This window comes from Flavobacterium rhamnosiphilum (assembly GCF_004349195.1).
Lineage (GTDB): Bacteria > Bacteroidota > Bacteroidia > Flavobacteriales > Flavobacteriaceae > Flavobacterium > Flavobacterium rhamnosiphilum.
In genome coordinates, this window is record NZ_SMLG01000005.1 from 155,096 (window position 1) to 176,067 (window position 20,972).

At 31.4% G+C, this 20,972-nt stretch carries 24 protein-coding genes and 1 pseudogene; all 25 read left to right on the top strand.

The window, feature by feature from the left end; all coding sequences use genetic code 11:
- Window positions 1-160 precede the first annotated feature (160 nt).
- Window positions 161-706: a helix-turn-helix domain-containing protein gene (locus E0I26_RS08545; protein ID WP_131916179.1), complete on the top strand. Its 546-nt coding sequence runs from the start codon at window positions 161-163 to the stop codon at window positions 704-706.
- A 67-nt stretch (window positions 707-773) separates the two neighbouring features.
- A pseudogene (locus tag E0I26_RS08550) lies at window positions 774-3,728 on the top strand (PAS domain S-box protein); the annotation flags it as partial.
- Window positions 3,728-4,165: a response regulator gene (locus E0I26_RS08555; RefSeq protein ID WP_131916073.1), complete on the top strand. Its 438-nt coding sequence runs from the start codon at window positions 3,728-3,730 to the stop codon at window positions 4,163-4,165. The pseudogene E0I26_RS08550 and the gene E0I26_RS08555, both read left to right, overlap by 1 nt.
- A gap of 220 nt (window positions 4,166-4,385) precedes the next feature.
- The gene (locus E0I26_RS08560) at window positions 4,386-8,561 is read left to right on the top strand and encodes a CheR family methyltransferase (protein ID WP_131916074.1); all 4,176 of its coding nucleotides are present in this window, start codon (window positions 4,386-4,388) and stop codon (window positions 8,559-8,561) included.
- Between the two features lie 290 nt (window positions 8,562-8,851).
- On the top strand, window positions 8,852-9,046 hold the full coding sequence (locus E0I26_RS08565; protein WP_131916075.1) for a hypothetical protein: 195 nt from the start codon (window positions 8,852-8,854) through the stop codon (window positions 9,044-9,046).
- Between the two features lie 381 nt (window positions 9,047-9,427).
- Window positions 9,428-10,102 carry a hypothetical protein gene (locus E0I26_RS08570; protein WP_205728786.1) on the top strand — a complete coding sequence of 225 codons (675 nt, stop codon included), beginning with the start codon at window positions 9,428-9,430 and terminating at the stop codon, window positions 10,100-10,102.
- A 100-nt stretch (window positions 10,103-10,202) separates the two neighbouring features.
- Entirely contained in the window at window positions 10,203-11,264 is a 1,062-nt protein-coding gene (locus E0I26_RS08575) for a class I fructose-bisphosphate aldolase (protein ID WP_131916076.1), read from the top strand.
- A 246-nt stretch (window positions 11,265-11,510) separates the two neighbouring features.
- The gene (locus tag E0I26_RS08580) at window positions 11,511-11,984 is read left to right on the top strand and encodes a Dps family protein (RefSeq protein ID WP_131916077.1); all 474 of its coding nucleotides are present in this window, start codon (window positions 11,511-11,513) and stop codon (window positions 11,982-11,984) included.
- A 16-nt stretch (window positions 11,985-12,000) separates the two neighbouring features.
- Window positions 12,001-12,123, top strand: coding sequence for a hypothetical protein (locus E0I26_RS16670; protein WP_262712052.1), 123 nt, complete (start codon window positions 12,001-12,003; stop codon window positions 12,121-12,123).
- 259 nt (window positions 12,124-12,382) lie between these two features.
- Window positions 12,383-12,766 (top strand): hypothetical protein, encoded by a 384-nt coding sequence (locus tag E0I26_RS08585; RefSeq protein WP_131916078.1) that lies wholly within the window; start codon window positions 12,383-12,385, stop codon window positions 12,764-12,766.
- A 44-nt stretch (window positions 12,767-12,810) separates the two neighbouring features.
- Window positions 12,811-13,029 carry a YidH family protein gene (locus E0I26_RS08590; RefSeq protein ID WP_131916079.1) on the top strand — a complete coding sequence of 73 codons (219 nt, stop codon included), beginning with the start codon at window positions 12,811-12,813 and terminating at the stop codon, window positions 13,027-13,029.
- A gap of 151 nt (window positions 13,030-13,180) precedes the next feature.
- Window positions 13,181-13,636, top strand: coding sequence for a PA2169 family four-helix-bundle protein (locus tag E0I26_RS08595; protein ID WP_131916080.1), 456 nt, complete (start codon window positions 13,181-13,183; stop codon window positions 13,634-13,636).
- Between the two features lie 104 nt (window positions 13,637-13,740).
- A complete protein-coding gene (locus tag E0I26_RS08600; RefSeq protein WP_131916182.1) occupies window positions 13,741-14,499 on the top strand; it encodes an MlaE family ABC transporter permease in 759 nt (252 codons plus the stop codon).
- Between the two features lies 1 nt (window position 14,500).
- Window positions 14,501-15,277 carry an ABC transporter ATP-binding protein gene (locus E0I26_RS08605; RefSeq protein ID WP_131916081.1) on the top strand — a complete coding sequence of 259 codons (777 nt, stop codon included), beginning with the start codon at window positions 14,501-14,503 and terminating at the stop codon, window positions 15,275-15,277.
- Window positions 15,278-15,295: 18 nt separating this feature from the next.
- Window positions 15,296-16,180, top strand: coding sequence for an MlaD family protein (locus E0I26_RS08610; RefSeq protein WP_131916082.1), 885 nt, complete (start codon window positions 15,296-15,298; stop codon window positions 16,178-16,180).
- Window positions 16,181-16,381: 201 nt separating this feature from the next.
- Entirely contained in the window at window positions 16,382-17,146 is a 765-nt protein-coding gene (locus tag E0I26_RS08615) for a DUF4382 domain-containing protein (protein ID WP_165929430.1), read from the top strand.
- A 168-nt stretch (window positions 17,147-17,314) separates the two neighbouring features.
- Entirely contained in the window at window positions 17,315-17,530 is a 216-nt protein-coding gene (locus E0I26_RS08620) for a hypothetical protein (RefSeq protein WP_131916084.1), read from the top strand.
- A gap of 203 nt (window positions 17,531-17,733) precedes the next feature.
- A complete protein-coding gene (locus E0I26_RS08625; RefSeq protein WP_131916085.1) occupies window positions 17,734-17,919 on the top strand; it encodes a CsbD family protein in 186 nt (61 codons plus the stop codon).
- A 174-nt stretch (window positions 17,920-18,093) separates the two neighbouring features.
- Window positions 18,094-18,555, top strand: a complete 462-nt coding sequence (locus E0I26_RS08630; RefSeq protein WP_131916086.1) for a sll1863 family stress response protein — start codon at window positions 18,094-18,096, stop codon at window positions 18,553-18,555.
- A 198-nt stretch (window positions 18,556-18,753) separates the two neighbouring features.
- Window positions 18,754-19,389 carry a porin family protein gene (locus tag E0I26_RS08635; RefSeq protein WP_131916087.1) on the top strand — a complete coding sequence of 212 codons (636 nt, stop codon included), beginning with the start codon at window positions 18,754-18,756 and terminating at the stop codon, window positions 19,387-19,389.
- 144 nt (window positions 19,390-19,533) lie between these two features.
- On the top strand, window positions 19,534-19,686 hold the full coding sequence (locus E0I26_RS08640; protein ID WP_121342222.1) for a lmo0937 family membrane protein: 153 nt from the start codon (window positions 19,534-19,536) through the stop codon (window positions 19,684-19,686).
- A 69-nt stretch (window positions 19,687-19,755) separates the two neighbouring features.
- Window positions 19,756-19,908, top strand: a complete 153-nt coding sequence (locus E0I26_RS08645; RefSeq protein ID WP_131916088.1) for a lmo0937 family membrane protein — start codon at window positions 19,756-19,758, stop codon at window positions 19,906-19,908.
- Between the two features lie 40 nt (window positions 19,909-19,948).
- Window positions 19,949-20,227, top strand: coding sequence for a YtxH domain-containing protein (locus tag E0I26_RS08650; RefSeq protein ID WP_131916089.1), 279 nt, complete (start codon window positions 19,949-19,951; stop codon window positions 20,225-20,227).
- A 52-nt stretch (window positions 20,228-20,279) separates the two neighbouring features.
- Entirely contained in the window at window positions 20,280-20,627 is a 348-nt protein-coding gene (locus tag E0I26_RS08655; protein ID WP_131916090.1) for a hypothetical protein, read from the top strand.
- Window position 20,628: 1 nt separating this feature from the next.
- Window positions 20,629-20,967: a hypothetical protein gene (locus E0I26_RS08660; RefSeq protein WP_131916091.1), complete on the top strand. Its 339-nt coding sequence runs from the start codon at window positions 20,629-20,631 to the stop codon at window positions 20,965-20,967.
- Window positions 20,968-20,972: the final 5 nt, after the last annotated feature.

The window sequence follows — 20,972 nt, forward strand, 5'->3', positions numbered from 1 at the left end:
TATTTTTTCTTCGAAAACTACATTATTAGAGATATATTAAAATTAATAATGTGTGAATTATATAAGTTTTTTTTTTAGTTATATAAGTTTTTTTGATAAAGTTTATTCGATTTTTACATAATCTGTTAAAAAAAATAATTTGAAACTATACATAAAATACATGGTCAGTAATCGCTGTAAAATGGCGGTAAAAGAGGAATTAAAAAAACTTGGACTACACTTCATTGTTGTTGATTTAGGCGAAGTTGAAATCATGGAAAACATTTCTATGGATCAGAGACAACGATTGAAAATTGCACTTTTAGACTCCGGACTTGAATTGATGGATGATAAAAAAGCCATGCTCATCGAGAAAATAAAAAATGTGATTATTCAGATGGTTCACCATTCAACTGAAAATATAAAAATCAATTTTTCTGATTATTTGAGTCAACAATTAAATCACGATTACACGTACTTATCCAATTTATTTTCGGAAGTACAAGGTACTACTATCGAACAATTTATAATTTCCCATAAAACAGAGCGCATAAAAGAACTGATTATTTATGGAGAATTGAACATCACTGAAATTGCCTGGAAAATGAATTACAGTAGCGTTGCTCATTTATCAAGTCAATTCAAAAAAGTTACCGGCCTCTCTCCTTCCCATTTTAAGCAATTAAAAGATAAAAGACGCAATCCGATTGAAGATATTGGAAATTAGTAAAATTCGAGACTACCAATTTATATAAATTTTATAAATAAAAATAGAAATCATAAAAACTCAAGAATCACAATACGCCAGAAGTTTAATTGAAGCTAGTTTAGATCCCTTAATTACAATAAATACGGAAGGGAAAATTACGGATGTAAATCAAGCAACAGTAAATATTACGGGACTCAATCGAGATCGTTTAATAGATTCTGATTTTTTCAATTATTTTACCGAAAAACAAAAAGCACGTGAAGTATATCAGGAGGTGTTTGAACAAGGTTCTGTTTGTGATTCTCCGCTGACACTTAAACATAAAGACGGGAAATTGACAGATATATTGTTCAATGGTTCCGTTTACAAAGATCATATGTCAAATGTGCTAGGAGTAGTACTTGTTGCCCGAGATATTGCCGAACAAAAATGGGCTTTAGATTTACGAATTGCGAACACAGAACTGGCACATCAAAACAATGAGAAAGAAAAAAGAGCAGCCGAATTAGTCATTGCTAATGAAGAGCTTGCTTTTCAAAATGATGAGAAAGAAAAAAGAGCAGACGAATTAATTATTGCTAATAAAGAGTTACTATTTCAAAATGATGAAAAAGAAAAACGGGCTGCTGAATTAGTCATTGCCAATGAAGAATTGGCGTATCAGAATGATGAAAAAGAAAAACGGGCAGCCGAATTAATTATTGCAAATAAAGAGTTACTATTTCAAAATGATGAAAAAGAAAAACGGGCTGCTGAATTAGTCATTGCAAATAAAGAATTGGCCTATCAAAATGATGAGAAAGAAAAGAGAGCAGCTGAATTAGTTATTGCAAATGAGGAACTTGCTTTTCAAAACAAGGTAAAAGAAAAACGGGCAGCTGAATTAGTCATTGCCAATAAAGAATTGGCCTATCAAAATGATGAAAAAGAAAAACGAGCTAACGAATTAATCATTGCCAACAAAGAACTTATATTTCAAAATAAAGAAAAAGAAAAACGGGAAATTGCAAATAAAGAACTGGAAGAACTTAGCTATACCGCTAAATTAGCGTCGCAATATTCTCTTAGTTTGATTGAAGCAAGTCGGGATCCATTAGTAACTATAAATACCAATGGAAAAATTACGGATATGAATGAGGCATTGGTAAACATTACGGGTATGACTCGGGAAGAACTTACAGATTCTGATTTCTTCGATTATTTTACCGAACAACAAAAAGCCCGTGAAGTATATCAGGAAGTGTTTAAAAAAGGTTCTGTTGCAGATTCCCCTCTTACACTTCGCCATAAAGACGGTAAACTAACAGATGTATTATTCAATGGTTCCGTTTATAAAGATGACCGAGGAAATGTGCTCGGTGTTGTAATTGTGGCAAGGGATGTAACGGAGCAAAAAATAATTGCTGATGAGTTGATTGAAGCAAGAGTTTTTGCAGAGTTAGCCACCGGAATTGCTGAAGAAGCTAAAATAAATGCGGAAAATGCAACTATCATAGCGGAAAATGCAGTAAAAGCAAAGCAACAATTTTTGTCGAATATGAGCCATGAAATTCGTACACCGATGAATGCTATTATCGGATTTACAAAAGTGGTTTTAAAAACAGATTTGACAGCAAAACAAAAAGAATATTTAAACGCAATTAAAATGAGTGGTGACGCTTTAATCGTACTCATAAACGACATACTCGATTTGGCAAAAGTAGATGCGGGTAAGATGACATTTGAAAAAACACCTTTCAAAATGAAATCTTCCATATCAGCGATGCTCCATTTATTTGAAACAAAAATTCAAGAAAAAAATTTAAGATTAGTTAAGGAATATGACGACAATATTCCTGATGTTCTTATAGGTGATCCCGTTCGTTTGCATCAAATTATTTTAAACCTGGTCAGTAATGCCGTAAAATTCACAACAATAGGAAAAATTACGGTAAGTGTTCATTTATTACACGAGGATGACGATAAAGTAATTATTGAATTTGCAGTGACTGATACGGGAATTGGTATATCCAAAGAAAAAATAGGAAAAATATTTGAAAATTTTCAACAAGCTTCCAGCGGTACATCCAGATTGTATGGAGGAACAGGATTAGGTCTGGCCATTGTAAAACAATTAGTAGAACCCCAAGGTGGAAGTATTCGTGTAAAAAGTATCGTTGACGAAGGTTCTACATTTAGTTTTACATTAAGTTTTCAAAAAACAAATGCCGATGCAGAATTAGAAAATGAAATGATGGAATTGGATACTGAAATAAAAAATATTAAAGTATTGGTTGTAGAGGATATCCCTCTTAATCAATTGCTAATGAAAACATTGTTAGATGATTTTGGATTTACCAGAGATATTGCCGAAAATGGTAAGATTGCTGTCGAAAAACTAAAAGAAAATGACTATGATATCATTCTAATGGACTTACAAATGCCTGAAATGAATGGATTTGAAGCTACAGAATACATTCGCAATACGATGAAATCAAAAATTCCAATTATTGCCTTAACTGCTGATGTCACAACTGTTGATTTAGCTAAATGCAAGGCGGTAGGAATGAATGATTATATTGCAAAACCTGTTGACGAAAGGCTGTTATACAGTAAAATTGTTGGGATATTAAAAAAGCCTAAACTGGCAAAACTTACGACAAAGCTTAATGAAAATTTAGAAGATAATAATACCCAGAAAAAAATAAAATGTATTGACTTGGTTTATTTAAATCAGAGAACTAAATCGAATCCAACATTAATGATGGAAATGATATCGCTGTATTTATCCCAAACACCTTCTTTAATTAATACTATAAAACAAAGTTTAGAGGAAAAAAATTGGCCATTATTAGGAGCTGCAGCACATAAAATGATTCCGTCTTTTTCAATAATGGGTATCAGCACTAATTTTGAAAATATTGCAAAAAAAATTCAGGAATTTGCAACTGCACAAGAAAAATCAGAAGGAATAGATGACTTAGTACTACAACTTGAGGAAATTTGTTTGCAAGCTTGCATTGAATTAGAAGAAGAACTTAACTTAATTAAAAATACATAATGACAAAAAACGAAAATAAAATAAAAATTTTCCTGGTAGATGATGATGCGTTATTTTTAAAATCTTTAGAAATTGAATTTTTAGAGAATGCAGATTTTACCGTTGAAACTTATGCTACAGGAGAACTCTGTATAGACAATATATCAAATAATCCAGATGTAGTAATTTTAGACTATCAACTTGATGGTATTGTAGAAAATGCTATGAACGGAATTGAAACATTAGATAAAATAAAAGCGTTCAATCCAGAAATTCCAGTTGTAATGCTGTCTTCACAAGATAAAATTGAAGTAGCTATAAACTGTATGCATCATAAAGCATTTGATTATGTAGTGAAAAGTGAAACTGCTTTTGTTCGCTTGCAAAAAATAATCACCACCATTTTTAAATATCAAAAAATGGAAAAAGAATTAAGTTGGTATATGGACAGGATGTAAATTCCATTCCTAATTACTTGTTTTTATATTGTAAAAGCCATAATTTATTAAATCTCTAAAAGTATTACCTGAATCTTTATATTAAATATTCGGGAACACAATGCGTTCAAATTTGATTTTATTTTCAAATCGAAGTTTTCAAGAGTGACAAAGTATAACAGTTTAGACAACATTTCATAGGTCATCATCAAACTATGAATTAAAAATACAAAACTAAAAAATGAAATTAGTTCAAAAGTCCTCTCCTAAAAAATTGATACCCGAAAAAGAAGCAACAAAAAAATCTTTTACGGTTGTAGCAATAGGTGCCTCAGCGGGAGGACTGGAAGCTTTTAGCCTTTTATTAAAAAAATTACCTCCAGATACTGGTATGGCATATATTTATGTCCAACACCTAAGTCCTGACCATAAAAGTTTACTGACTTCAATTCTTTCTAAGATTACTAAAATGAAAGTGCAGGAAATTGATAATATGGAAAAAATGGAGCCCAATAATATATATATAATTCCTCCTAATAAAGTAATTGAAGTAATTAACGGCCACATTCAATTGCTTCCACTTATTAAAAAAAACATTCCTAACCTCACCATAGACTTTCTTTTTTCCTCACTGGCTGAAACTCACAAAAAAAATGTTATCGGGATAGTACTTTCGGGTTATGCCAGTGATGGTATGATTGGGCTCAAAGCGATTAAAGATGCTGGAGGAATAACCTTTGCACAAGACGAAACGGCTCAAGCCAGCAGTATGCCTAAATCTGCTATTGCATCAGGAGTGGTAGACTTTATTTTATCACCTGAAAAAATTGCCGATAAATTAGTCCAGATTAGCAAAAATGATATTCTTGAAAATGATGTCAAACAAAAAGATAAAAAGAAAGAAATTGCTGTTGAAAATAACAACTATGATTTAAATACCATTTTTGAACTTTTACTCAAACAAACCGGTGTGGATTTTAGTCATTATAAAATGCCCACCATTAAGAGACGAGTAAGCCACAAAATGCAGCAATATGGAATAAAAACAATAGAAGAATATGTAAAACTTTTACTTAAAAAAAATAATGAAATTGAAATTCTTTATACTGACTTACTGATTAATGTAACCAGTTTTTTTAGAGAAACCGAAACCTTCAAATTTTTAAAAACGAATCTTTTTCCAAAACTTTTAAACAGTAAATCTTCCGAAGAAACATTGAGAATATGGGTTCCCGCCTGCTCCACAGGACAAGAAGCCTATTCTATTGCAATGATTATTGCCGAATTACAGAATGATAAAACGAATAAAATACCTGTCCAGATTTTTGCAACTGACCTAAGCGAAGAAGCAATAAGGGATGCTCGTATAGGAGAATATTCGCAAAGTGATATCGATGCCATTCCCAAAAAATATTTGTCCCGTTTTTTTACTAAAGAGGGTGATAATTATCGTATTGTAAAAGAACTTCGTGAAATGTGCATATTTGCCCCTCACAATATTTTACGTGATCCTCCTTTTTCACGGATGGATTTTGTTAGCTGCTGTAATCTTCTTATTTATTTTGATTCAGCTGCACAAAAAAAAGTCTTCGCATCCCTACATTTTGCATTGAATGATGGTGGATTTTTAATGCTTGGTAAAGCAGAAAGTATAGGAACATCATCTCTACTTTTCACTCTAATAAATAATAAATTTAAAATCTATTCTCGAAAAATTAATTTGGGAGTGAGAAAGATACTTGAATTAACACCTCGTTTTACGCGTACTAATATGTCCAGTAAAAAAACAAACACTACCTCTAAAAATATAAGTGTGAATCAAGAAAGTTTAGAAAACGCTATTGATTCAACGCTTCTTTCTAATTATATGCCTGCATGTGCGGTAGTTAATAAAGACATGGAAATCTTGCAGTTTAGAGGTCCCGTTTCTTCCTATCTTGAGCATGCTTCAGGTAAAGCCAGCCTTAATATTTTAAAAATGGCACGGCCAGAATTTGCTTTTGAACTTCGCAATGCGATTAATAAAGTAATAGAAACGAAACATTCCGTATACAAATCAGGCATTGAAATAAAAATAGACTCCGTTTTAAGATTGATGTCTTTTGAAGTTTGCCCCCTTAAAATTGAATGGGACGAACCCTTGCTGCTTATTGTTTTTAAACCTCAAGAACAGATAGAAAAATTTATCGAAAGTGATTCCGATAAAAAAAATAATACGACACTAAAAGACATAAAAATAAAAAAACTGACCGAGGAGTTAAATACTACCCGCACAGAAATGATTACTATCATTGAATCGCAAGAAACTATTTATGAGGAATTACAGGCTGCAAATGAGGAGATAGTTTCCTCAAATGAAGAATTCCAAACCTTGAATGAAGAACTGGAGACCTCAAAAGAAGAAATTGAAGCCACTAATGAAGAGCTTATTTCGACCAATCAAGAATTACAAATGCGACATGATTTATTAATAGAATCACATGAGTATTCTGAAGCCATTATTGCTACCATACATGAGCCTATGCTTATTCTGAATAAAAATTTTCATGTAATCTCAGCTAATAAATCTTTTTACAAAAAATTTCTGGTTGATAAAGACGAAACGGAAGGGAAATTACTATTTGATTTAGGAAATAAACAATGGAACATTATAAAACTCCGTGAAGTTCTAAATGAAATACTTTCGAAAAATAGCAGTTTCGAAAATTTTGAAGTAACGCACACTTTTTCTGGAATTGGGGAAAGAATAATGTTGCTCAATGCTCATTTGATTATTCAAAAAACAAATAGTGAACAATTAATTCTTCTTGCTATAGAAGATATTACGGACCGTTCTCGCTATTATCTCAAAGAAAAATATTTCCTTAATCTTATTGAAGCTAGTCTCGACCCTTTAATGACAATAAGTAATGAAGGAAAGATTACAGATATGAATCGAGCTACAGTAAATATCACTGGCATATCCCGTGAAAAATTAAAAGGATCTGATTTCTTTGGATATTTTACTGAACCTGAAAAGGCCCGAGCTATTTATCAGGAAGTATTTGCTAAAGGCCTTATTACTAATTCTCCACTCAAGCTACTTCACAAAAATGGCAAACTTACTGACGTATTATTAAACGGATCAGTTTACAAGGATGATAGCGGAAACGTTCTCGGTGTAGTTATTGTTGCCCGAGATGTAACGGATCAAAAAAGAATTGAATCCGAATTAATAGAATCAAAAGTATTTGCAGAATTGGCAACTTTGATAGCTGAAGAAGCTAAAAGTAAAGCAGAAGATGCCACAAGAATTGCTGAAGATGCGATGAAAGCAAAACAACAATTTTTGTCAAATATGAGTCACGAAATCCGGACTCCAATGAATGCCATCATTGGATTTACCAGAGTGATCTTAAAAACCGATTTATCTGATAAACAAAAAGAATATTTAAATGCAATAAAAATGAGTGGTGATACATTAATTGCATTGATTAATGACATACTTGATTTAGCAAAAGTTGATGCAGGTAAAATGACTTTTGAACAAAAACCATTTAAAATGGAAGTTTCTATAACTTCAATGCTTCAATTATTTGAGACAAAAATTCAAGAAAAAAATTTAAAATTAGTTACAAATTATGACCAAAAAATACCTGCTGTACTTTTAGGAGATCCTATTAGATTGCACCAGATTATTTTAAATTTAGTAAGCAATGCCGTGAAATTTACTTCTCAGGGTAAAATTATGGTTAGCACCAGTTTATTGTTTGAAGATGAAGAAAAAGTAATTATTGAATTTGCAATTACAGATAGTGGAATTGGTATTCCAAAGGATAATATCGATTTAATATTTGAAAACTTTCAACAGGCTGCCAACGGAACTTCAAGTCTATATGGAGGGACCGGTTTAGGGCTTGCCATTGTTAAGCAACTGGTCACATCGCAAGGAGGAAGTATTCGTGTCAAAAGCAAAATTAATGAAGGTTCTACATTTAGTTTTACTTTGCCTTTTCAAAAAACAAAAATAGATACTGAATTAGAAACTACCCTAAAAGTAGTAGATACAGAAGTAAAAAATATAAAAATATTGGTTGTAGAAGATATGAAACTCAATCAACTCTTGATGAAAACAATATTGGATGATTTCGGATTTGAACGTGATATTGCTGACAATGGAAAGATTGCCATTGAAAAGCTGCTGGTAAAATCGTATGATATTATTTTAATGGACTTGCAAATGCCAGTAATGAATGGATTTGAAACCACAGAATACATTCGTAACACTATGAATTTAAAAATCCCAATCATTGCTTTGACAGCTGATGTTACAACAGTTGATTTGGAAAAATGTAAAGCTGTAGGAATGAATGATTATATAGCTAAACCCATCGATGAAAAATTATTATTCACCAAAATTGTTGAGCTAACAAAATAAAATCCTATTTAACTGAACCTCAAAAGGAATTTAGCAATTCTCAATTATTTTTAATGTAACATTTGGTTCTAAATATTAGATTCCCATTTTTTAAAGTGTGTGAATGATGTAACTTTTATTGGCAATTATGTAACATTTTTAAAGTCAAATCAAAATACATTTGTTTTGTAATTAATTCAAAAATAACCATTTGAAAATAATTAATTCAAAGTATTTCTCGTTTTATCAAGTAGACTTTGAAAGTTTAACATGAAAATAAATTACACTATCAATCTTTAAAAAATAAAATTATGAATCTTAAAAGAATCTTTGGAGCATTACTTACTGCACTTGGAATAGGTGGTCTTATTTATACTGCAGTATTATTTGCTGGAACCTCTGGCGACATGACAGATATTAAATCGTTAATTATTTACGGTGTACTTGGCATTATTTTCTTTGTTTCAGGAATCAGCCTAGTTCGTACAACAAAAGACGAATCATAGAATATCATTTATGATGTACATTTTTTAAAATCACACATAACCATCTTAAAATAAAATACTTACCTCTATAATATTAAATTTATTTCGTAAATTTATTCTTCAAAAAAATAAAAACTACAGAAACGGGAATGAGCAGAGCGCTAAACTCAAACAGACATCTATAGTCTTAATAGACAATGGCCTGATATTTAAAGAAGACAAAAAAGGAAAAGTGCTTGAAAAACCCCAAAATCAAGCATTGGTAAAATAAAAAAGAATTACATCAAATTATTGCAGCGGTTTAATCATTTCCCTTTTGAGAAAGATACCGTTGCAGAAGTGTTCGTTAAACAGTATTTTTTTATTGTTTAACAAAAAATAAATCTATAAAAACCATCCAAAATGAAAAAAGCAACGACATTTTTTTCTGTAATCACAGTGATGATTGCGGTACTAATTTCCAGTCCTTCCTTCGGTCAAATGAAAATGGAAAGTAAAAAGACAGTTTCGACAGTAAGTGCTGCAGCACTCAAAACCAACATGCGCAAGCTTTGGGAAGATCATGTTACATGGACTCGTAATGTAATTTTGTGTCTTGTTGACGAACTTCCCGGAACGGATCAAGCAATAAAACGACTACTTCAAAACCAGGTTGACATTGGTAACGCCATCAAACCATTTTACGGAGAAGCAGCCGGAAATAAATTGACAAAATTACTGAAAGAACATATTATCATCGCTGCGGATGTAGTCAACGCGGCAGAAGCCGGTAATACTGTTGCACTTAATAAAGCAAATAAAAAATGGTATGCCAACGCTGACGAGATATCTGAATTTCTCTGCAAAGCAAATCCTAAATGGGCTTTAAAAGATATGAAAATGATGATGAACGATCACCTCAAACTAACTACGAATGAAGCAGTACAACGCATCAAAAAGAATTACGATGCTGATGTTATTGCTTATGATAAAGTACATAATGAAATTCTAGAAATGTCAGATATGCTTGCTAATGGTATCATTAAACAATTTCCGGAAAAATTTAAAACAGGAGGCAATATGAAATCTTCGAGATAAAATTGAAGATTACTTTCAATAAAAAATCAAATATACTTTCGAAAAAAAGAATTTTCTAATAGTTTCTAAAAAGGATACAATCATTCAAATCAAAGTTAAAATGAAAGATATAGCCCAATTATTAGCTTTATTAGGCGATGAAAAAGACTCTTTATTGAATCACGTCTGTAAATCAATTTCGAAAAATCAAATTCATTTGCCCAATCCATCACATATAGATACTGTTTTTTTACAAAGCAATCGGAATGGGCAAACGATTCGGAGTTTAGCGCAGTTGTATCATCATGGCCGGCTTTCGGATACTGGCTATATTTCTATTTTACCCGTAGATCAAGGCATTGAGCATACTGCGGGAAGTTCCTTTTCTCCAAATCCAATTTATTTCGATCCTGAAAATATTGCAAAATTAGCCATTGAGGCAGGTTGTAACGCTGTAGCTTCTACAATGGGAGGACTTGCAATGTTATCCAGAAAATATGCCCATAAAATTCCGTTTGTAGTGAAGATTAACCACAATGAACTCCTGACCTATCCCAACAAATACGATCAAATTATGTTTGGGAGTGTTCGAGACGCTTGGAATATGGGTGCTGTAGCCGTGGGCGCGACTGTTTACTTTGGTTCCGCCGAATCGGACAGGCAAATCATAGCAGTGGCAAAGGCTTTTGAGGAAGCGCATAATTTAGGTATGGCTACCATTCTTTGGTGTTATTCCAGAAATGATGCATTTATAAAAGATGGCATGGATTACAATACAGCAGCTGATATTACCGGTCAAGCCAATTATTTAGGGGTTTCTATTCAGGCAGATATTATTAAACAAAAGCTACCGACACATAACGGTGGTTTTACTTCGATAAAATTTGCCAAATCAAATCCAGATATGTATACCAAATTAGCCAGCGATCATCCCATAGACTTATGCCGCTATCAGGTAATGAATTGTTTCTCCGGACGTATCAGCATGATTAATTCAGGAGGCGAATCAAAAGGCGAAACTGATTTAGCCGAAGCCATAAAAACAGCCGTTATAAACAAACGAGCTGGTGGTGCAGGAATGATTATGGGTAGAAAAGCTTTCCAACGTCCCTTTGGCGAAGGCGTAAAACTTATAAATACTGTACAGGAAATTTATCTGGCAAAAGAAGTTTCAATTGCTTAAAACTGCATTTTAAAAAACTTCCCAAATAAACTAAAACATTGATTCTATAATTTCTACACTACTTCAAGGTGTGAATCATGTAACTTATTTTCACAATTTTATAATACTTTAAGAAAGGAATAAAATGACCTTTGTAATAATAGGATACTTTCTTACTTGTTGCATACCGTTTAAATAATTCCAAAAAAAAACTTGTATGAAGTCATTAAAAAAGTAGCACCAATTAAATAAAAAAATACAGAAAATATGAAATTACAAATTGGAATTACACAAGAGCATTTAAAAAATAGCATTTCTATCCTGTCCTCAATTTTAGCGAATGAAATGACACTGTATGTTAAATTACGAAAATTTCATTGGAATGTTTCCGGCGAAAGTTTTATGGAATTTCACAAATTATTTGAAAGCCAATATACGCAACTGGAAGCTTCAATCGATGAAATTGCAGAACGCATCAGCAAATTAGGAGGAAAAACTATTGGAACAATGAAAGAGTTTTCAGATTTGACTATAATCAAAGAATCGCCTAATCATTATCCATCTCAAAAAGATATGGTTAAAGAATTATTAGAAGATCATGAAACCGTTATTATTCATTTGAGAAAAGATGTTGACCTAAGCGCGGAAGAAAATAAAGATGCCGGAACGGCTGATTTCCTTACGGGTTTGATGGAAGCACACGAAACAATGGCTTGGACACTAAGACGATATTTAGAATAATAAAAAACATAAACAGATGGAAAATTCAGAAAACGAAGTTTATTCAGCTTCTAAAAGTCATTGTAGAGTTGGCAAAATAACTCCAAAAAAAATAGAAGAAGATAAATCTATAACAAAGGTGGACATACAAAAATATTAAAATTAGGTTGGTTTTCTTGTTTGGTTAAGGGCTATTGTTTTTGCAATAGCCTTTTTTAGTATTATAATTAATGCTCGTTAAGAACGTATTATTTCAATCGTTATTCAAATTAAGTTGATTCACTATCCAATTTAAAACATGTAAATTATATAATCTTTACCTAAAGTAACATAACATTTTTTTAGATTAAAAAACTGAACTTTAAATAGTTGTAATTAATTATAAAAACAGTTACATCACACAACACTAAAAAATAACTATGAAAACAACAAAAAAATTAGGCATTTGGATGGATCATTCCATGGCCCATTTAATGGAATTTACCACTAAGCATTTTGAAATAGAAACTATCGAATCTAAACTTAGCAACCAAGAAAAAATTGCAAGTTTAGCAAAATCCGAAAACTCAAATTTCAGTAAAGAGAAAAAACAACTCTTTGATTACTATAAAAAAATTGGAGAAACGATAAAAAATTACAAACGCGTAATTCTCTTTGGACCAACGAATGCAAAAATAGAACTTTTTGATCTTTTGAGTGAAGACATCCGTTTTTTAAAAATTAAATTCGAGATTAAAGATACCGATAAAATGACACAAAATCAGCAACATACTTTTGTGAAAGAATACTTTTCAAGAGCTTAATTCAAAACTTCCTCAAATTATATATCAACTTAAAAACTTTAAAAATGAAAATAAGAACTATAGGAATCGTTATGATTATTTTAGGAATAATTATGTTGCTGTATAACAGTTTTAATTATGTGACAACTGAAAAAGTGGTTGACATTGGCCCAATTCAAATCAACAAAGAAGTTAATCATCCCATAAAATGGTCTCCAATTATAGGAATTGTACTCGCTGTGGGAGGTATCGTTTTGATAGTAGCAAGCAAAAAAGAAGCCTAATTCTGATGCAAAAATACTAATCCACTGAATGTGTGAATAATGCAACTTTAAATAATAGTTATATAACACATTTACCTGCAATTATAATGAATTTTGTAAAGCAGATTATTTTAAATAAAATATTGTTTAGTTACTGTTAAAAAAGAATAAGATGAATAAAGAGAAATCAATCGTGGTATTAAATAATCTTATTGAAATCAATAATGATAGAATTCAGGTTTATGAAACTGCAACAATAATTACTGAAGAAAGCGATTTAAAAGATTTGTTTTCTGAATTCCAAGAAACAAGCAAAATTTTTAAATCAGAATTGGCAGAAGAAGTTCAAAAAATGGGTGGAATTCCTGTTGATGTAATGAAAAAAAATATTTTTTTGGTGCGGCTTTGGATTAATTTCAAAGCAAGTCTTATCGATAAAGACCGAGAAGATATTTTGAATACTCTTGAATACAAAGAATTCGTAGCCATAAAAAACTATAAAGACACCTTGGCAGAAAATTTTGATCATCTTACCGCTGAACTCCTTATTATGCTTAAATCACAACAAGTTTTATTAACTGCACATCATGATAAAGTCAAAAAACTGGGAGATTTAATGTTGTCTTAAACAAAATATTTTCTTCTCTGATTTACTTTATGTAACGGATTAATTCGCGTCCATAAAAAACACAATAATAAATGAATAATATAGTAACAGCCAAAAAAGAAAGTATAATCATCTATTTGAAAGAAACTTTTAATGATGTAGGCAAGATTACATTATTTGCAATGCGTTTTTTTAAAGAAGTGATTAAGCCTCCTTATGAAATCAAGGAATTCATAAAACAATGTTATGTTATTGGGTATAAATCTTTGCCATTAGTAACCATAACAGGCTTCATAATGGGATTAGTGCTTACGTTGCAATCAAGACCTACATTGGCCAAGTTTGGTGCAGAATCCTGGTTACCAAGTATGGTTGCTCTTTCTCTAATCAGGGAAATTGCCCCCGTAATTACCGCTTTGATTTGTGCCGGTAAAGTTTCATCCGGTATTGGTGCTGAGTTAGGTTCCATGAAAGTCACAGAACAAATAGATGCGATGGAGGTTTCGGCCATAAATCCATATAAATATTTAGTCGTTACAAGGATTTTGGCCACTACGCTTATGATTCCGCTTTTAGTGATTTATGCTGATGGTATTGGTATTATCGGAGGATATGTAGGTATAAATATTCATAGTGATGTTAATTTATACCGTTATATCTCTCAAGTTTTAGAATCCATTACATTTTTAGATATTTTTCCGGCGACTATAAAAACCTTTTTCTTTGGTTTCTTTATTGGAATGATTGGTTGCTACAAAGGTTTTAATGCCGTTAATGGAACCGAAAGTGTTGGAAAAGCCGCTAACTCTGCCGTAGTGACTGCATCGCTTACAATATTTATTATTGATATGCTTGCCGTACAATTAACCGATTTATTTTTCTAAAATGATACAAGAAAAAACAATAATAGCTCCTGCTCCTATTTCTAAAACGAATGCTCCAGTTATAGAAATAAAAAAACTTTATAAATCCTTCGGGAATAATGAAGTTTTAAAAGGAGTTACTTTCTCTGTAAAAAAAGGCGAAAACCTAGTGGTATTGGGAAAATCAGGTTCTGGCAAATCAATAGCAATAAAATGTTTAGTTGGTTTAGTAATAGCTGATAAAGGCGAAATAAAAGTACTGGGTACAGATATCACTAAACTGGATACTAATGAGCTTAACAAAATTAGAGTTCGAATTGGTTTTCTTTTTCAAAATGCCGCTTTGTATGATTCCATGAGTGTTAGAGAAAACCTTGGATTTACCTTAAAAAGACATGCTAAAGATTTATCTGCTGAAGAGGTAGAAAATCAAATTAAAGAAGTTTTAGAAAGTGTCGGTTTGAGTGAAGTAATTGATAAAATGCCTTCGGAATTATCAGGAGGAATGCGAAAAAGGATAGGACTTGCCAGAACTCTTATTCTGAAACCCGAAATAGTATTATATGATGAACCTACCACCGGATTAGACACTATAACGTCAAGAGAAATCAGCGAATTATTGTTAGAAATCCAAAAAAAACATAAAACCTCTTCCATTATTATTACTCATGACATGGCTTGTGCAAAACACACCGCTGATCGACTGGTGATTTTAAAAGACGGTATAATACATGCCGAAGGAACTTATGAAGAATTAGAAAAAAGCGACGACGAATGGGTTCGTTCTTTTTTCCTATAACCAATAAAGAAAGAAAAAATGAATAAAGAATCTGGATACCAATGGAAATTAGGAATGTTTGTAATTATAGGGTTGGTACTTTTTGTTACAACAATTTATTTTGTTGGAAAACAGAAAAATCTATTTGGTGCTACATTTGAATTAAATTCAAAATTTAATTCGGTGAACGGACTTGAAGTAGGCAATAATGTTCGTTTTTCCGGTATCAATATCGGTACAGTGGAAGAGATTGAATTTCTTACGGACACCTCAGTGGTTATCAAATTAGTCATAAAAGAAGAAGTCCGTAAATACATAAAAAAAGACGCTATTGCAAGTATCAATTCAGATGGTTTAATGGGCGATAAAGTACTCACAATATCCTCAGGAAAAAACTCTAATATCATTGTAGAAGACAATGATAATATTGCTTCAAAGCAAGCTATAGAAATGGATGATTTGATGGTTAGTGTTAAAAAAAGTGTTGATAATGCAGGTGTAATTACAGCTCAACTTGCCCAATTCAGTTACAGCATGAATAATGGAAATGGAGCTTTGTCTAAATTAGTCTCCGATGAGGAATTTGGAAACAGTATAAAAAATATGGTTTCTAATCTTGAAAAAAGTTCAAGTGAATTCGAAAAATTCACAATCAAAATGAATAATGGAAAAGGAGCGCTGTCAAAATTAGTAAGTGATGAAAAAATGGGTCGAATGATTGACTCTACCTTAACAAATGTAAAAACAGGAACAGAAGGCCTTAATGAAGTTATAGAAGCTGCAAAACATAATTTTCTGTTGAGAGGTTATTTCAACAAAAAGAAAAAAGCAGAAGATAAAAAACTAGAGGATCTGGAAGATCAGGAAGAAATGGAAATGAAAAAGGAATTAAACATAGGTGTGAAATTTGATACCATAAAATAATCCTCAATAAAAACTTTCTGAAACGGCAAACTTATTACTCTCAAAACAGTAACAGCCAATAATCTACGAAAAGCCTTATTGTTTTTATATCAAAAGTGTGAATCCTATAACTTTATGGCAAAGTTCTATAACACTCTCTTTTAAAGCCGGCATTATCTTTACAAAACTATAAATATTTTGAACCCCTAAATTAAAATGAAAATGAAAAAAATGAAATTTATTCTGTCTTTCATCATGCTTGGATTATTAATCTATTCATGTAACGATGATGATACCAATGCGAGTTACCCATATGCTGTGAGATTGACTGACGCTCCGGGACCATATGATGAAGTGAATGTAGACATCCAAGGTGTAGAAGTTATTGGTGCAGATGGCAAAACTGTAGCACTAAATGTAGAAAAAGGTATTTATAACTTACTTGAATTTTCTAATGGTGTCGATACATTAATTGCAACTGATTCACTAGAAATATCCTCAGTAAAACAAATTAGACTTATTCTAGGTGCTGATAATACAGTTGTTCTTGATGGCGTGAGTTATCCTTTGAGTACTCCAAGTGCGGAACAAAGCGGATTAAAACTTCAAGTTAACCAAACACTTCAAGAAGGGATATTGTACACTGTTCTTTTGGATTTTGATGCCAATAAATCAGTTGTTAAATTAGGAAATGGCGGGTATCAATTGAAACCGGTTATCCGAACAATAGAAAAAGCAATTAGCGGTTCTATAAAAGGTAAAATTACTCCAATAGGAACAATGGCGGTAGTTGAAGCAACTTCATCAACAGCTGTGAGCTATACGAGCAATGTAAATGAAAACGGTGATTTCTTAGTAATGGGACTTCCTCCAGGAACTTATACCATTACCATCACTCCTGCTCTACCGTTATTGCCTGTAACAAAAACTGACATAGTAGTTACAGCCGGTATTACAACTGATATAGGAGCTTTTATTTTATTATAAGAGGATTGTTTAAACTGTTGGTTTTTAACTAAAAAACAGCATTTACATACAACCTGATCAATCTAAAATCATTAAAAACATCATTCAATATTACGATGTTTTTAATGATTTTATTTTTTTAGGTTCAAATAAAAATACCAATCTAAATAATCTCAATTTTAATTCAACATGAAAACCGAAAAAGAACTCAATGAAGCTATTCTTAAAATTACAATGAATATACGGAATGACTATCCTGAATTATCTAAATATTTATTAGAGATGCCCGTAACTATTCCGGACATTTCAAATCCTGAAATAAACAGTAAAGCGCTAACGGATTATTACGAATCATTAGAAAACATGTTAAAAAAATACATCCCAAATCATAACAAGACTTCCTAATTAATCCGTAAATTAAGTATTGATTTTCGATGTCTTGAAAAATGTTTTTTTTAGTCTACTAGTCTTTTTTCCAGGAATTCTGTTAATTTTTATAAAATCAGTGAATAAAACAACTTATTCCAAAAGTTATATAACCGATTTAATCCCTAAACACACCAACTTTGTAAAGTGAAAACTATTTCGCATACAATACATAAAAAAAAATGAATTCAATAGAACTAACAGGAAATTGGGAAGAGCAAAAAGGAAAATTAAAACAAAAATTTGCAGCTTTGACCGAAAATGATTTACTTTTTACAGAAGGTAAGAAAGAGGAAATGATCGGTAAACTTCAAATCAAATTAGGCATAACAAAAGAAGAATTACTTAAGATTATTGAGTCCATCTGATACTTGAATTTCAAAAAAAAACCCTTGTTTGTCCCTATTACTACATTGTTTACTTTGGTTAACCGTTGCATAATTCAAACTAGCTGCATAAAATTCTACTAGTTTGAATTATAAAACGGTATTTTAAAAAGCCTTTTAATCACATCCAAAAATTTAATATTAAAGTTATATAAAATGAAAAAGACACTTTTTACCCTTGCAATAACAACCTTCATGGCTGGAACCATTTTAACAGGTTGTCAAAATTCTTCCAAAAAAGAAGAAGCTGCTCTGGATAATGTAGAAGACGCCAGAGAAAATCTTGATGATGCAAAAGAAGAATTGACAGATGCGAGAAAGGCTGCAACTCAGGAAGAATGGGATGCATTCAGGGAAAGTACTACTGCTACAATTGCTCAAAATGAAATGCGAATAGCAGAAATGAAAGCCAGTATGAAAAAAACGGGCAAATCAATCGATGAAGAATATGCTAAAAAAATTGTGGATTTAGAACGAAAAAATAATGAAATAAAAGCTAAGATTCAAACTTATAAAAATAACGCTAATAGTGATTGGGAATCTTTTAAACAGGAATACAATCGTGATATGGACGAACTTGGTCAGGCATTGAAAAACTTGACAGTAGATAATAAATAGTGGATTAAAAAGACAAGTTTTTCAACTTGTCTTTTTTTTGCCTAATTATTTTTTTGATTAAAAAAAAACCGCTGGAAAATATTTGATAATAAATCATTTAAGGTGTGAATAATGTAAACTTAACCAAAAGTATTGTAACAAAATTAGAGCGTAAGATGTTGATATTTGTAGTATAGTAATTCATAAAAAACAAATAAAATGAAAAATTCAAAAAAACTGATTTTTACCTCATTAGTCATAACGTTCATGACTTTAACTAATGCTAATGCTCAAGAAAACGTTGCGAAATTTGGTGTAAAAGGTGGTGTAAACTTCTCTAATTTATATACTGAAGATGTTGATGACAATAATATGTTGACAGGATTTAATGTTGGTTTTTTTGCCAAATTACCTATTGCGAATAATATCGCTTTGCAGCCTGAAATCTCCTATACTGGAAAAGGAGCAGAACTAGTTTACAATAACGCTTTTGTAAGTGGAACTGCTCAGTTTAAATTAGATTATATTGAAGTACCTCTTTTATTGGTGGTCAATGTTACTAAGAATTTTAATATCCATGCTGGTCCTTATGCTGCTTATATGGTTAGTGCCAAAACGACTAATAAGTCAGATAGTGGCAGTTATAATTTTGAAGACAACATTGACACAGATGATTTTAACAAGTTTGACGCAGGTCTTGCCGGTGGTGTTGGGATTGATTTAGAACCCGTTAGTTTTGGAGTACGTTACAATTATGGATTGACTAAAATTGGGAAAGAGGACTCATCGACTAGCTTTAGTTCTCCGGATGCTAAAAATAGTGTCTTGAGTTTCTACGCTGCTTTTGCATTTTAATTAATTGCAATGAGCCTATCTTAATTGCATTAAAATTCATCATAACAAACACCTAAAGCTTTGCAAAACAATACGATACGTGTTTGTTTTATTTGTAACTTTACTAGATTTCAACTAAAAATTAATCATTAAAAACTAAAAATCATGAGCAATCTTCTTTACACTATCGCAGTAATTTTGGTCCTTTTTTGGGCAATTGGATTCTTTGCATACAGCGTAGGATCTATTATTCACATACTTCTCGTTATTGCAGTTATTGCAGTTATATTGAGAATTATTCAAGGAAGAAAAATCTAACACTTCTACCTATCAATTGAACTACGAAAACAAATAGAATAAAATACAAATCATTAAAAACTAGAAATCATGAGCAATCTTCTTTACACAATCGCAGTCATTTTAGTCATTTTTTGGGCAATTGGATTCTTTGCATTCAGCGTAGGATCAATTATTCATGTACTTCTTGTTATTGCAGTTATAGCAATACTATTTAGACTAATACAAGGTAGAAGCATCTAATAAAAACAATCAAATAATAAAAACAATAAAATACATAATTATGAAAGCAGATAAAATAATATTAGGAGTTTTAGGAGGCGTAGCCGTTGGAGCATTATTAGGAGTATTGTTTGCACCTGAAAAAGGGGATAAAACAAGAAAAAAAATTATGGATAAAAGCAACGATTATGCTGATGAATTAAAAGACAAATTAGATACTTTATTGGGAACAATCAATAAAAAGTATGAAAAAATTTGGAACGAAGGCGAGAATTTAATCGCTGAAGGAAAATCAAAATTGAATGATGCAAAGCATGAAATTAAAAATACAAGTCTCTAAAAAGACACTTCAATATTAAAATTTCACAGTAAATACCTTTACAATTGATACCATGGAAAACAACGCAACTACAATAGAAATGCTTTTTGAGAAAGCGGAGGACTATACCCGAACTACCGTAGAATTGGTAACGTTAAATGCAGTAGATAAAACTGCTGATGTTTTATCCTCACTTCTTTCTCGATTAACTGTTTCTATTGTTTTTGTTATGTTTGCTTTCCTTGCTAACATTGGTCTTTCCTTATGGATAGGCGAATTATTAGATAAAGTATATTATGGTTTTTTTATAGTATCCAGCGCTTATTTTCTGATTTCAATAATGTTATACATTTATAAAGATCAATGGCTTAAAATGCCAATCAGCAATTTTATTATTGTCAAAATGCTTAAAAAAAGTTAATATGAAAACGATTAACGAGACAGATCTTCTTAAGGAAACGATACAATTACTGAGAATAAAACAAGCAAACGAATTAGTACACCTCAAAGATCAGTACTATTATACGTATGAAAGTTTAAAACCTTTGAATTTAATCAAAAATGCCTTTGGCCAAATGGCTACCTCATCTGATTTTAAAGGAAATATACTTGGTAATGTTATTGGCATATCAACAGGTTATTTGACTAAAAAAATTTTATTGGGGTCAACCCATAATCCCGTCAAAAGAATATTAGGTACACTACTACAATTCGTGATTACTAATGTTGTCACAAAACATTCCGATACTTCAAAATCATAACTACG